This window comes from Micromonospora sp. NBC_01699, assembly GCF_036250065.1.
Classification (GTDB): domain Bacteria; phylum Actinomycetota; class Actinomycetes; order Mycobacteriales; family Micromonosporaceae; genus Micromonospora_G.
Window position 1 is genome coordinate 5228716 of record NZ_CP109199.1, and the last position, 14093, is coordinate 5242808.

The following is a 14093-nucleotide window of genomic DNA, read 5'->3' on the forward strand; positions in this document are numbered from 1 at the left end:
TCTCGAAGGGGACCCCCATGACCACGCCATCCCAGTCGGCGATCACGGCGACCGGACTGCACCGGTCGTTCGGCGACCACGTCGTACTCGACGGAATCGACCTGGACGTCCCACGGGGCACCGTCTTCTCGCTGCTCGGCGCGAACGGAGCCGGCAAGACCACCATGGTCAAGATCTTGTCCACCCTGATCCGAGCCGACGGGGGCAGCGCGCGGATCGCCGGCCACGACCTGGCCACCGAGCCCGAGGCGGTCCGCGCCGCGATCGGGGTCACCGGCCAGTTCTCCGCGGTCGACAACCTGCTGACCGGCCGGGAGAACCTGACCCTGATGGCCGACCTGCATCACCTGGGCCGGGCGGCGGGCAGGCGCAGGGTCGCCGAACTGCTCGACCAGTTCGACCTGGTCGACGCGGCCGGGAAACCGGCCGTCACGTACTCCGGCGGCATGCGCAGGCGGCTCGACCTGGCGATGACCCTGGTCGGCACCCCCCGGGTGATCTTCCTCGACGAGCCGACCACCGGGCTGGACCCGCGCAGTCGCCGTGGCATGTGGCAGATCGTGCGGGAGCTGGTCGCGGGCGGCGTCACCATCTTCCTCACCACGCAGTACCTGGAGGAGGCCGACGAGCTCGCCGACCGGATAGCGGTACTGGACCATGGCAAGATCGTCGCCGAGGGCACCGCCGACGAGCTCAAGCGCCGCATCCCCGGCGGTCACATCCTGCTCCGGTTCGCCAGCCTCGGCGACCTCGAATCCGCCGCTCCCGCCGTCGGTCAGGCGTCCCGTGACAGCGACACGCTCGCCCTGCGGGTGCCGCACGACGGCAGCCTCCGTGCACTGAAGGCCCTGCTCGACCGACTCGACGAGAACGCCGTCGAGGTCGACTCGCTGAGCATGCACACCCCCGACCTCGACGACGTCTTCCTCGCCCTCACCGGCAACCCCGACAACCAGAAGGTGGCCACGCGATGAGCACCGTGTCGTACGCACTGACCGACTCGGCGACGATGCTGCGCCGCAACCTCAGGCGAATGGCGCGCTATCCGTCGATGACGGTGACGCTCGTCGGCATGCCGATCGTCTTCCTGCTGCTGTTCGTCTACGTCTTCGGCGGCACACTCGGCGCCGGGCTCGGCGGCCCCTCCGGCGGACGGGCGGAGTACGTCAACTACGTCACCCCCGCGATCATCCTGATGGCGATCACCGCCGCGGTTCAGGGCACCAGCATCTCGGTCGCCATGGACATGACCGAGGGCATCGTCGACCGGTTCCGCACCATGGCCATCGCCCGGGTTTCGGTCCTGACCGGACACGTCATCGGCAGCCTCGTCCAGACGATGCTCAGCGTTGCGGTGGTCATCGGGGTCGCACTGCTCATCGGCTTCCGGCCGTCGGCGGGTCCCGTCGACTGGCTCGCCCTCGTCGGCGTACTGCTGATGATGACCTTCGCCTTCGTCTGGCTGTCGGTCGCGCTCGGTCTGGTCAGCAAGACCGTCGAGTCGTCGAGCAACGTCGGCCTGCCGCTGGTCCTGCTGCCGTTCCTCGGCAGCGGGTTCGTCCCGACCGACTCGATGCCCACCGCGCTGCGCTGGTTCGCCGAGTACCAGCCGTTCACCCCGCTCATCGAGACCATCCGCGGGCTCCTGATGGGCACTCCGATCGGGAACAGCGCCGTCATCGCCATCGGCTGGTGTGTCGTCATCACCCTCGGCAGCTACCTCTGGTCGAAGAAGCTGTTCAACCGCGAGTCCACCCGATAGATCGGACAACGACCGCACCCGCGGGATGCCCTCTCGGCTCGGTGGTACGGAAGCTCGGACAGCTTCCAGACGCCCTGCCGGGAGGGCATCGGTCTATCCGTTCCCGCCGCTCGTGCTGTCAGCGGCGACCCAAGACCACATTTAACAAACTTAATGAAACCTTGACACAGACCCCCATTTATCGAAAGACTCCGATGCAGAGAGCGCTCTCCTTCCCCCTCGACACCAGCCAGCACGACCGAGCCGCCCCGGAGTCCACACCGGAGGCGTGCCGTCGGCGTGCACGGAAGGACTCCGATGATCCGTACCGTCAAGGGGCTCGGGATCGCCGCGGTGGCACTCACCGCGACCACCCTGCTGCCCTCGACGAGTTTCGCCGAGACCACCCCCACAGTCGGCACACCCGCCGCGGCGGCCCGGTTCGACATGGCCCCCGGCATGGTCGCGGCGATGCGCCGCGACCTGGGGCTCACCGACGACCAGATCGCGTCCCGCCTCGCCACCGAGGCGGCTGCCCCGGCCGTCGAGAAACGGCTGCGCGACCGGCTCGGCCCGGTGTTCGGCGGCGCCTGGATCCCCGCCGGCGCCGACCGGCTCACCGTCGCGGTCACCGACCCGGCCGCCGCCACCGTCGTCCGCGCGGCGGGCGCGAACGCGACGGTTGTCGCCCGCGGCGCGGCCCACCTCGACGCCGCGTTCCGGTCCCTGGACCGCAACGCGGCCAAGGCCACCGGCGGCACGATCCACGGCTGGTACGTCGACGTCGAGCACAACCGGGTCGTCGTGACCGCCGGACCCGGCGGCACACCGGCGGCGACGGCGTTCGCGCACGACAGCGGCGCGGGCGCGGTCACCGTGGTCGAGACCGCCGAGGCACCCAAACCGATGTACGACATCCGCGGCGGCGACCAGTACGTCATCAACGGCAACACCCTCTGCTCGGTCGGCTTCGCCGTCGCCGGTGGATTCGTCAGCGCCGGCCACTGCGGCGGCACCGGCAGCCCGACGCTCGGCTACAACAACGTCTCGCAGGGCACCTTCGCCGGCTCGTCGTTCCCCGGCAACGACTACGCGTGGATCCGGACCAACGGCTCGTGGACCCCGCAGCCGTGGGTCAACAACTACTCCGGCGGCAACGCCGTCGTGGCCGGCTCGCAGGACGCGGCGATCGGCAGTTCGGTCTGCCGCTCCGGCCGTACGACGGGTTGGCGCTGCGGCACGATCCTGGGCCGCAACGAGACCATCGTCTACGCCCAGGGTGCCGTCTCCGGCATGTCCCGCAGCAACGCGTGCGCCGAGCCGGGCGACTCCGGCGGCGCCTGGATCTCGGGCAACCAGGCCCAGGGCGTCACCTCCGGCGGTACGGGCAACTGTTCCACCGGCGGCACGATGTGGTTCCAGCCGGTGAACGAGATCCTCGGCGCGTACGGGCTCTCGCTGACCACCTCGGGCGGCGGGGGCAGCGCCAGTTCCCTGGTCAGCAACTGGAACAACAAGTGCATCGACGTACCGAACTCGAACTTCTCCGACGGGGTCCTGCTCCAGATGTGGGGCTGCAACTCCACCAACGCGCAGCGGTGGACCTTCGTCAACGGCACGTTGCAGACCTCGAACAACAAGTGCATGGACGTCGCGTGGGGCTCCGTCGCGAACGGCGCCGTGATCCAGATCGTCACGTGCAGCGGCAACCCGGCCCAGCAGTTCGTGCTCTCCGCCGCCGGGGACCTGGTCAATCCGCAGGCCAACAAGTGCGTCGACATCGAGGGCTGGAACTCCGGTGACGGGGCGCGACTGGTCATCTGGGACTGCGCCGGCACGGCCAACCAGAAGTGGCGCCGCGGCTGAGGACGTACCGCCCGATGTTTTCTCGCGGCGTCGCCCGCCGGTCGGACCCGGACCGGTCCGGCCGGTGGGCGACGCCGGGCCCGGTCAGCCCCGGTGTCGGGGCACCACCCGGTAGACGCTGACCAGCAGCAACGCCATCATCACGCTGGCCGTGCCGGCGATCGCCGAGGCGCCGCCCAGGTAGGCGTCGAACAGCCTCGGGCGGTTCAGCTCCTCGACCGGAATGGACAGCACCTCGTCGGTCGAGTACAACGCGTACCCGGCGACGGCCAGCAGCACCAGCCCGGCCAGCCCGAACAGGGTCACCGCCCGCCAGTGCGCGTCCTGCGACTCCACCTGGGCGTCCTCCCGCTGGAACAGCAGCAGCAGGATGCCGGCGACCGCGGCCCACGCACCGACGATCAGCAGCGAGGCCACAGCGTCGCTGGGCCGGTGCCAGCCGGCCGACAGGGTGGCCACCCCGGCCAGCGCCGTGTACGCCACGGCGACCAGCGCCCCCCAGGCGCGGACCTTGGGCGGCAGCACCAGGACCAGCGCCACGGCGACCGCGGCGGCGATCGTGGTGTGCCCGCTGGGCAGGCTGTTGCCGGCACCGGCCCGTTCCGGGTCGACGCCGAAGTCCGGCCGGTGGATGAGGTATTTCAGCACCTGGGTGGTGACGTTGGCCCCGACGACGAGCAGGGTCGCGACCACGGCCAGCGCCACCCGGCCCCGGATCAGCGCGATGAAGCCGATCACCGCGGTCGCGGCGACCAGGGAGACCACCGACATCGCGTTGAGTACGGTGCCGACCAGCTCGTCGATGTGATCCTGGCCGATCTGGTTGCCGGTCAACGCGATGGTGTCGAGTAGTTGACCGTGCTCGGTGCGTACGGCGAACCGCCAGATCAGGAGGAACGCAGCCACCTGGACGGCGGTCAGCAGGACCAGCCACGCCACCGTCAACGCCGTTCTCCGCCCATGCACCCGGCCACCGTAACGAACTCCCCCGGTACAGCAAATCGGCGGTCGGATCCCCGCGTACCGAGCCGTCGGGGCCGCGTCCGGGGAGTCTGCGCGAGGCCATAAGTTAGGCTCCCCTAAGACATGCGGAGGTGGTCGATGGCGCTCGACCGGGACCGGCCCGAATCCCTCGCCGACCTGCTCGGCGGCCGACGCGGCGGCTGGGATGCCACCGTGCCGCCGGTTGCCTTCGGCGTCGGCTGGCTGCTCGCCGACGGCTCGGTCTGGTACGGCACCCTCGCCGCGCTCGTCGTCGGGGTCGCGGTCGCCGGCTGGCGGCTGCGCCGGGGCGACCGGCCCGCCTCGGTGCTGGTCGGCCTGCTCGCCGTCTGCCTCGCCGCCCTCGTCGTCCTGCGCACCGGACGGGCCAGCGACTTCTTCCTGCTGCAACTCGTCTCGAACGCGGCCAGCGCACTGGCCTGGTTGGTCAGCATTTTGCTGCGCTGGCCGCTGCTCGGCGTGGTGGTCGGCACCCTGCTCGGCCAACGTGGACGGTGGCGGCGCGACCCGGACCTGCTGCGCGCCTACCGCCGGGGCAGTTGGGTGTGGGTCTGCCAGTACCTGGTCCGGCTGTTGGTCTTCGTCCCGCTCTACGCCGCCGACCAGGTGGTGGCGCTGGTCGGCGCCCGGGTGGCGCTGACCTGGCCGCTGGTGGCCGGGTGCGTGGCGGTGAGCTGGTGGGTGATCCGGCGGACCCTGCCGGCCGGCCACCCCGGGCTGCGGCACCCGGTCGACCCGGCGCCGGCCCCTGCACCACGGTAGGAGCGGCGCCGGCGCGGACGAAGCAACCGATGGAGCAGAACGAAGGCGGAGAGGCCGCCACGGGGGGAGCGGCCTCTCCGTCCGAGAACGGTACCCCGCACCGGAGCCCGGCGCGAGTCGAGAAAGCGTGCCGCGCAAGGAATTTATCCGTACGGGAGGTGGAACCGGGCGGGTGACACCGTGGTGCCACCCGCCCGGGGGTCGTACGCCGGCGCTTTCGCCGGGGTGGTGGGCCGGCCGGCCCGCTGCGTTGACCAAGCCGGCCAGCCCACCACTGATTGGCCTGACCGTGGGAATCAGGCCGCTCGGGGAGGGTCAGCCGTTCGGGAAGAGGTTGCCGAAGTCGGCGAACGCCATCGCGATGTCGGACTGGGCCCAGAACCGGTGGTAGTTGAACGTCGGTGCCGCACCGCCGTCGAGGTACGCCTGCACCTTCGGCCAGTCCGGGTCGTTGCGGTAGAACGACCGGATGTCGACGAAGCTCTTGCCCGCGGCGATCGCGTCACCGTTGGGCATGTCGCCGGTCCAGTTCGGCGGCAGGTAGAGGCCCTGCCCGGTGGAGGCGTTGTACACGTCGTCGAACCGCTGGTAGTCGGTCCGGGTCTCGGTGGTCGAGATGCCCTTCGACTCGGCGTGCGCGTACATCGCGTCGAGCAGGCCCTTGGCGGTGGTCTTCGCCGCCGTGTTGCCGGACTTCGCCGCGTACCACATCAGGGTCCGGGCGTACGCCGCGCCGACGCCGACGTCGGTGCCCTTGGCGGTCACCGTGACGTGCAGGTTGGTGTTCGCCGCCGGGGTGGTGGGGTTCCAGGTCGCCGGGGCACCGGTCCACGACATGTCGGACGGGATCTGGAAGTTCCCGCCGGTGCCGATCGTGGTGTTGGCGATCGCCCACGGCACCCACTTGTCCAGGATGGCCTTGGCCTTGGCGTTGCCGGTCACGTAGTACAGCTCGGCGACCCGGTGCAGCGACCAGACCTGCATGCCGAACCAACCGTTGCTGCCCGGGTCCTCGTAGACCGGGTGGTCGTCGTAGAACATGCCGTAGAAGGTCGGCTTGCCCGCCGGCGGCTGGGCGTAGGAGCCGTCCCAGCTGTTCGTCGCCCCACCGGCGATGGCGCCCTCGGCGGACTGGAGCCACTGGTAGAACTCCAGCTGCCGGTTCATGCTGTTGGTCCAGTCGGTCACCGCGGTCGCCGAACGCGGCCGCAGCTCCGGGACGTTGGTCAACGCCCAGGCGGTGAACGGGTTCTGGTAGCCGAAGTGGTTGTGGCTGGAACCGATCCGCCACGACCAGCCGGCGGCCGGGTCGGTGGCGCCGCCCCAGGCGTAGTACCAGGACATCAGGTAGTGCGCGGAGTCCTTGCCGGTACCGGCCGGGCAGGCGGTCGCCCCGACGCAGTTGCCGATCCGCTTGAAGTACTTGTCGAACATGGCGTACCGCAGGTAGTCGCCCATCTTGGCCGCCTTGGCCACGGTGGCCGCCACGTCGGCCTGCTTGTTCTGCTCCTTCGCCCAGGTCAGCGCCCAGTACGCGGCCTGGATGGCGCGCGCGTCGGCGTCCGGGGCGTTGGTGTACTTCCACTGCTTGGCCGGGCTGTTCGGGTCGCCGATGGAGATGTCCAGGAAGCCGTTGGGGCCACCGTGGGCGAAGGTGTCGCAGGACGGCTGCGGCACGGTCTCCCACACCGACTCCTGCGGACCCCGCTGGAAGGTGTTGATGTACGCCGGCCGGGTGGTCCCGTCACCGCAGCGGCCGAAGCCGTACGTGTTGTCGACGTCGAGCAGCCAGTGCATGCCGTAGATGTCGCCGGTGCCGTATGTCGACTGCAACTCGTTGCGCAGCGGGTCGACGCCCACCGGGACCGAGGGCTGCAACTGGGACGGGTACTGGCTGGGCAGGTTGTACTCGGCCGCGTACTGCGGGGTGCCGGCGACGCCGGCGGTGGGCTGGTCGTTGTGCGACGGGATGATGTAGCGCTCCATCACCGTCCAGGAGTTGTTGAACGGGGCCCAGTTCTGGGTCACCCTGCCGTACTGGGCCTCCAGCCAGATCCAGAAGCTGAACGCCTCGGAGGTGGTCTCGTGCCCGTGGTCGGGCGCCTCCACGATGAGCGTCTCGATGGAGTGGTACGGCACGCCCTCCGGGCTGAAGTAGCCGGAGTTCTTGATCTTGCCGTACTGCTCCAGGAAGCGCGCGGTGTAGACGTTGTTGCCGCCGGGGCTGTCGTTGTCGATCTCGGTGGCGACGATCGCCAGCGGCGCGTAACCGGTGGCCGAGGCGGTGATGGTGGCGGTGCCACCGGCGGTGTCGGCGTCCTCGGCCGCCGCGACGGTGAGGTTCACCCCGGTGTTCCAGTTTGCCGTGGTCAGCGTCGCCGTGGTGGGCGTCACGGTGACGTCGGTGTCACCGGTACGGGCCAGGGTGACCGGCACGCTGCCGGTCGGCGCGGCGCTGAGCTTCAGGTTCACCGAGGAGCTGCCGCCCTCGGTCACGTTCACCGAGGACGGGGTGGCCACCAGGACCGGTCCCGAGCCCGGCGTGACGGTGAAGGCGCGTTCGGCGGTCGCGGTCAGGTTCGCGTTGTCGTACGCGCGGGCCTGCACGGTGTAGCTGCCGGCCGGCTGGTCCTCCAGCAGATAGCTGTACGGCGCGGTGGTGTCGGTGTTGAGCAGCAGCCCGTTGCGGTAGAACTCGACCTTCGCGATGGTGCCGTCGGGGTCGCTCGCGGTGGCCGTCAGCGGTACGTCGGCCGGGGCCACGAACGGGCCGGCCGGGATGCTGAGGGTCACCGTGGGCGGCTGCGGTGTGGTGGTGCCGCCGCAGGTCACCCCGTTGACCGAGAACGAGGTCGGCTTGGCGTTGGTGCCGGTGAAGGAACCGTTGAAGCCGATCCCGGTGGACGCGCCGGTGGCCAGGTTGCCGTTCCAGGACAGGTTGGTGGCGGTCACCTGGTTGCCCGACTGGGTCCAGTTGGCCGACCAGCCCTGCGTCACCCGCTGGTTGCCGGGGAAGGTGAACCGCAGCGTCCAGCCGTTGATCGGGTCGCCGGTGTTGCGGACGGTGACGTTGGCGCTGAACCCGTTGTTCCAGTCGCTGGTCGCGTAGACCACGTCGCAGGCCGGCGCCGCTTGGGCGACGCCGGGGACGACGACCACGCCTAGCGCTGCCAGCACACCGGTGGCGAGGATCGCCAACCGGCGTCTTCTTGCGATGAGCTTCATTTTTCTGACTTCTCCTCGCGGACCAGGCCGTGGCGTTGCCGCCTCGGCTGGGCGCCTCCGTACGCGGATGTGGTGGTGAGTGGGCCGCGCATGGGGTGGGAGGCGCCGGGAAGGTGGTCGACCCGTCCCGGACCGGGGTCGGCGATCGACGGCAGAGCGCCGGACGTGACGGCTCTGGTCGGTGCTGGGCGCCGTACCGAAAAAGTCGGATGCCCTCGGCGGCCCGCGGTCGGCGTGGCTCCCGCTCCGCGATAATTCGACAGTCTTGCATGGGAGCGCTCCCGCAGCAAGGCGCAAGCCACCCCGGCCCCCCAGCGACGGCATGGTCACGACGAGCCGAGGGGGATTGACCTGCATCCATGACCGATCAAGGCCAGCACGTTGGCGTTACATCGACGTTGGTCGGATGTTTCGATCTTATTTTGGGTCTTTCACAAACCCGTGACGCGGGATACAGTCCAATCACGTCGATGGGAGCGCTTCCATCGATAGCGATGTAAGTGGTTTGAACCTACAGCACGTCTGGGAAGCACGGGTCGAACCGGAAACGCGACGCCCCCGACCTTCCGATCAGGCGCTACCCGGTAGCCCCGGGCAGCGTCAACCGCTCAGCCGTGGGGCTGACGACGGGCCAGCCCGGACTCCGCCGTCAGCCGACTCACCACCGTCGAGAGGAGGTGGAACCAGAGCCACTCGCGTGGCCCGGCTCCCGCGCGACACGCACGACCTGGACGCCAATTCCGTTCGTGCGTGTGTGTAACTGATGGTGGGGACGGGGGTTGCCCTCCCCGTCCCCACGCTATACCCCCTTCGGCAAGGGGGAAATAGGTCGACAGGACAGGCGCGTCGCGCCCACCCGGTCGACCTGTTGCGTGCCCGGCGCCGAACGAGTCAGTCCGCCCCGACCGCGAGGGGCCCCGACGGCGTGGTCACCGGTACGTGGGTGCGGGCGAGGACGAGGCCCAGCCCGAAGTCTTCGCCAGCCGAACAACCCATACGCAAACCACCCGGGCGGCCGCTACCTTCTGATGGGAGCGCTCCCGAAACGCGTCATTCGCGGATGGGCCCCACACACGAGGAGACAAGCCATATGTCCGTACTGACCCGGCGCCACCTGCTGCGCCGCGCCGCGCTCTCCGCCAGCGCCGCCACCGCGGCCCGCGTGAGCGCGGGCGCCTCGACGACGGCCGCCGTCGCGGCGAGCGCCGCCGTCACCGCCGCCTGCGACGCCGACACCGACTCCGGTCCGGACCGCAGCCCGGACCCGGAGACCCGGCTCGGCCTCCGCTTCCCGGACGGCTTCGGCTGGGGCGCGGCCACCTCGGCGTACCAGGTCGAGGGAGCGGCCAAGGAAGACGGCCGGGGCGAGTCCGTCTGGGACACCTTCAGCCACACCCCCGGCCGGACCCGGGGCGGGGACACCGGCGACGTCGCGGCCGACCACTACCACCGGTACGAGGCCGATCTCGACCTCATGCGCGACCTGGGCCTCAAGACGTACCGGTTCTCCATCTCCTGGTCCCGGATCCAGGCCGACGGCACCGGCACGCCCAACCAGCGCGGACTCGACTTCTACCGGCGGCTGGTCGACGGCCTGCTGGCCCGCGACATCGCCCCGATGGCCACCCTCTTCCACTGGGACCTCCCCCAGTCGCTACAGGACGCCGGCGGCTGGGAGAACCGCGACGTCGCCTACCGCTTCGCCGACTACGCCGACCACGTGTTCCGCGCGCTCGGCGAGAGGGTGCCGGTCTGGCTGACCGTCAACGAGCCCAAGACGGTCGTGCAGAACGGGTACGTGACCGGCCACCACGCCCCCGGCCACCGCGACCCCGACGCCGCCTACCTGGTCGCCCACCACCTGCAACTCGCGCACGGGCTCGCCGTCGCCGCACTGCGCGCCACCGGCGGCAAGACCCGGATCGGCCCCGCGCTGAACCTGCACCCCTGCTACCCCGCCGTGGAAGGTGCCGAGGCGGAGGCGGCCACCCGCCTCCGGGACGGCTACGAGAACCGGCTCTACCTGGACCCGATCTTCAAGGGCAGCTACCCCACCGACGTGCTCGACGACCTCGGACCCGACAGCCGCATGGTCAAGGGGATCCGCGACGGCGACCTGAAAATCATCTCCGCGCCGGTGGACCTGCTCGCCGTGCAGTACTACACCCCGATCTACGTCACCCCGGCCGGCGGCAGCCAACGGAAGTGGCCCACCTCGGAGGCGGACTGGCAGCAGATCTACCCCGACGGGATGTACGACATCCTGACCCGGGTACGGCGGGACTACGGCGACGTACCGCTCACCGTCACCGAGAACGGGCTGCCCACCCCGGACAAACTCGACGGCGACCGGGTCGACGACCCCGGCCGGGTCAACTTCCTGCGCGACCACTTCGCCGCCGCCCACCGGGCCATCGCCGACGGGGTACGGCTGGAGAGCTTCCACGTCTGGACGCTGCTGGACAACTTCGAGTGGAACGAGGGGTACGAGCAGCGCTGGGGCCTGGTCTACGTCGACTACCCCACCCAACGGCGCATCCTCAAGCGCAGCGCCCACTGGTACCGACGGGTGATCAAGGACAACGAGGTCTGAGCATCCCCGGTCGTGCGGTGCGCGTCCCGTCGCCGGGACGCGCACCGCACCGGCCGGTGCCGCTTGGGATACTGGCCCCTCGGTCCACGGCGTCCCGCCACGGTGACGCCCGATCCTGGGGAGAGCATTGGGTTCGGACTTCGAGGCGGCCAGCCGTCTCACCGCCTTCGGCAACCAGTTGGTCCAGGTGCACCTCTGGCTTCGGGAGCGACTCGAAGACCTCCGGGACGACGTCGACGCCTACTTCGCGGGCGAGGGCCTGCTCCCGCGCGACCTGCGGGTCCACTGCCTCAGCTTCTGCTCGGCCCTGGCCCGGCACCACACCGGCGAGGACGGCGGGGCGTTCCCGGTGATCGCCGAGGAGTTCCCGGAGCTGCGCAAGGTGATCGGCGACCTGAAGACCGACCACAACCGGATCGACTGGATCCTGGGCAGCCTGGGGAAGCTGCTGGACAACCTGCCGGTGAACCCGGATCCGGCCACCGCCACCCGGGTACGGGAGGAACTGGACGGCCTGTCGGCCATCATGGAGACCCACTTCATCTACGAGGAGAAGAAGCTGATCTCCGTACTGAACTCGATGGACGTACCGGGCTGGCGCGCGGACCGGCCGGACTTCCTGCTCAGCGGGGACGACGACAGAGGGTGAACCGCGCTCAGCCGGGGGCACAGGGCCGGAACATGCTCTCGGCGGCCGAGGCGAGGACCGTGTCGAGCCGGTCCCGGGTATCGATCAGGTCGTTGATCTGGCCCTCGATGCGTTTCCGCTCGGCCGCCAACCGGTCGAGCAGTTCGGGGCTCGCCACCCCGGTCACCACGCACGGCAGCAGCTCGACGATCGACCTGCTCGCCAGGCCGGCGGAGTAGAGCTGCTGGATCAGCCGCACCCGGTCGACCGCGCTCTCCGGATAGGTCCGCTGCCCGCTCGGGCTGCGCTCGGATGCCAGCAGCCTCTGCTCCTCGTAGTAGCGCAGGGCGCGCGTACTGACGCCCGACCTGGCGGCGAGCTCGCCGATGCGCATCGACCACTCCTCATACGTATGCCGTGGGTCACATCACTTGCCTTTGACGTCAACGTCAGGTTTTAGCGTAGTCCGCGAACCACCGCACAGCGCAATCGTCGATGTGCCCATCCGAGGAGACACCCATGAAGATCTCTGGTTCCATCGCGCTCGTCACCGGCGCCAACCGCGGAATCGGCCGGCAGTTCGCGCGGCAACTCCTGGAACGCGGCGCGAAGAAGGTCTACGCGACCGCACGCCGCCCCGAACTCGTCGACCTGCCCGGCGCGGAGGTGCTGCGCCTCGACATCACCGACCCGACCTCGGTACGGGCCGCCGCCGAGGCTGCCCCGGACGTCACGCTCCTGGTCAACAACGCCGGCATCTCCACGTACACCAACCTGGTCACCGGCGACCTCGACACCATTCGCCGGGAGATGGACACCAACTTCTACGGCACCCTCCACATGGTTCGCGCCTTCGCACCCGTACTGGGCGTCAGCGGCGGCGCGATCCTCAACATCCTGTCCGCCATGTCCTGGTTCTCGTACGACGGCGCCAACGCGTACGGCGCGGCGAAGGCGGCGCAGTGGAGCCTGACCAACGGCATCCGCCTCGAACTCGCCGGTCAGGGAACCCTGGTCACCGGGCTGCACCTGGGCGCCGCCGACACCGACATGATGGCCGGCTACGACGGCGCGATGGTCGACCCCGCCGACGTCGCACGCGCCGGACTCGACGGCATCGAGGCGGGCCGGTTCGAGGTGCTCGTCGACGACTGGAGTGCCCGGGTCAAGGCATCCCTCGCGGCCGACCCGAGCCTGTTCTACACCCAGGTCCCGTCAGCCTTCTGACGACCGCGCCAGCCTCGGCGGATGCCCCGACCGGCGCCCACCAATCCGGTTGCACCGCCCCCGTCGGCGGTTCACAGTGTCCTGGCGGCCCAGTCAAGTCCCACCTGCCCGAAGGACGGCCATCCCGTGTCAACCACCAGCCCGTCGATCATCGAGACCCCGCTGGCGGACCCGCAGGCCGGCCCGTACGGCATCGTCGCCGGCCCGGACGCGGGACTGTGGTTCACCATGGTCCACGCGGGCCGGATCGGCCGCCTCGACCTCGCCGGCGAGGTGGTCGTCCACCCCCTCGACTCGGCCACCTGCGGACCGTCGATCATCACAGCGGGCGACGACGGCGCCCTGTGGTTCACCCGCTCGCGCGACCACCGGATCGGCCGGATCACCACCGACGGCGAGATCGTGTCGTTCCCGACCCCGACGCCGGGCAGCGGACCGTTCGGTATCACCTCGGGCCCGGACGGCGCCCTGTGGTTCACCGAGATGAACGGCGACGCGATCGGTCGGATCACCACCGACGGCGTGATCACCGAGTTTCCCCTCCCGGTCGGCGGCGGTTACCCGTCGATGATCTGCCCGGGTCCGGACGACGGGCTGTGGTTCACCCTGAACCAGGCGAACGCGGTCGGCCGGATCGGGCTCGACGGCACGGTCAGCCTGCACGAACTGCCCACTCCCGACGCCGGACCGGTCGGCATCACACCCGGCGCCGACAACGCGCTGTGGTTCGTCGAGATCGGCGCCGGCCAGATCGGCCGGATCACACCCGACGGCGGCATCCGGGAGTTCCCGCTGCCGGACCGGGCGGCCAGACCGCACGCGATCGTCGGTGACCCGGCCGGCGGGTGCTGGTTCACCGAATGGTCCGCCAACCGGATCGGGCGGATCGACCCCACCGGCGGATTCCGGCACCACGACCTGCCGAGCCCGGCCTCGGAACCGCACGGCATCACGGTCGGCGCCGACGGTGCGGTCTGGACAGCGCTGGAGACGGGAGCACTCGCCCGCCTCGCGCCCGCGTACCGGGTCGAGCCGTGACAGCGCGGCGG

11 protein-coding genes are annotated in these 14093 nt (G+C 70.2%); 8 read left to right on the forward strand and 3 right to left on the reverse strand.

The genetic code is table 11. The features are described 5' to 3' along the window. The first annotated feature begins 17 nt into the window (after positions 1–17). The 3 genes from OG792_RS21315 (at position 18) to OG792_RS21325 (ending at position 3607) form a co-directional block, all read left to right on the forward strand. Positions 18–974, forward strand: coding sequence for an ATP-binding cassette domain-containing protein (locus OG792_RS21315; RefSeq protein ID WP_329101535.1), 957 nt, complete (start codon positions 18–20; stop codon positions 972–974). Continuing rightward, positions 971–1762: an ABC transporter permease gene (locus OG792_RS21320; RefSeq protein ID WP_329101536.1), complete on the forward strand. Its 792-nt coding sequence runs from the start codon at positions 971–973 to the stop codon at positions 1760–1762. Before OG792_RS21315 ends, OG792_RS21320 begins: the two co-directional genes overlap by 4 nt. A 297-nt stretch (positions 1763–2059) precedes the next feature. Then, positions 2060–3607 (forward strand): ricin-type beta-trefoil lectin domain protein, encoded by a 1548-nt coding sequence (locus tag OG792_RS21325; RefSeq protein ID WP_329101537.1) that lies wholly within the window; start codon positions 2060–2062, stop codon positions 3605–3607. Between the two features lie 84 nt (positions 3608–3691). Here OG792_RS21325 and OG792_RS21330 read toward each other — a convergent pair whose 3' ends face one another. Continuing rightward, positions 3692–4573: a phosphatase PAP2 family protein gene (locus OG792_RS21330; protein ID WP_329101539.1), complete on the reverse strand. Its 882-nt coding sequence runs from the start codon at positions 4571–4573 to the stop codon at positions 3692–3694. Between the two features lie 135 nt (positions 4574–4708). Between OG792_RS21330 and OG792_RS21335 the strand changes: the two genes are divergently transcribed. Beyond that, a complete protein-coding gene (locus OG792_RS21335; RefSeq protein WP_329101541.1) occupies positions 4709–5371 on the forward strand; it encodes a DUF3159 domain-containing protein in 663 nt (220 codons plus the stop codon). Between the two features lie 315 nt (positions 5372–5686). Here OG792_RS21335 and OG792_RS21340 read toward each other — a convergent pair whose 3' ends face one another. Continuing rightward, a complete protein-coding gene (locus OG792_RS21340; protein ID WP_329111349.1) occupies positions 5687–8587 on the reverse strand; it encodes a glycoside hydrolase family 48 protein in 2901 nt (966 codons plus the stop codon). Positions 8588–9686: 1099 nt separating this feature from the next. Between OG792_RS21340 and OG792_RS21345 the strand changes: the two genes are divergently transcribed. Then, on the forward strand, positions 9687–11189 hold the full coding sequence (locus OG792_RS21345) for a GH1 family beta-glucosidase (RefSeq protein WP_329101543.1): 1503 nt from the start codon (positions 9687–9689) through the stop codon (positions 11187–11189). 127 nt (positions 11190–11316) lie between these two features. Beyond that, positions 11317–11838 (forward strand): hemerythrin domain-containing protein, encoded by a 522-nt coding sequence (locus OG792_RS21350; protein ID WP_329101545.1) that lies wholly within the window; start codon positions 11317–11319, stop codon positions 11836–11838. A 7-nt stretch (positions 11839–11845) separates the two neighbouring features. Here the strand turns inward: OG792_RS21350 and OG792_RS21355 are convergent, their stop codons facing one another. After that, on the reverse strand, positions 11846–12211 hold the full coding sequence (locus tag OG792_RS21355; protein WP_329101547.1) for a MerR family transcriptional regulator: 366 nt from the start codon (positions 12209–12211) through the stop codon (positions 11846–11848). A gap of 125 nt (positions 12212–12336) precedes the next feature. Here OG792_RS21355 and OG792_RS21360 point away from each other — a divergent pair, with 125 nt between their 5' ends. Beyond that, positions 12337–13044 carry an SDR family oxidoreductase gene (locus OG792_RS21360; protein ID WP_329101550.1) on the forward strand — a complete coding sequence of 236 codons (708 nt, stop codon included), beginning with the start codon at positions 12337–12339 and terminating at the stop codon, positions 13042–13044. Positions 13045–13170: 126 nt separating this feature from the next. Beyond that, positions 13171–14082: a Vgb family protein gene (locus OG792_RS21365; protein WP_329101552.1), complete on the forward strand. Its 912-nt coding sequence runs from the start codon at positions 13171–13173 to the stop codon at positions 14080–14082. Positions 14083–14093 lie beyond the last annotated feature (11 nt).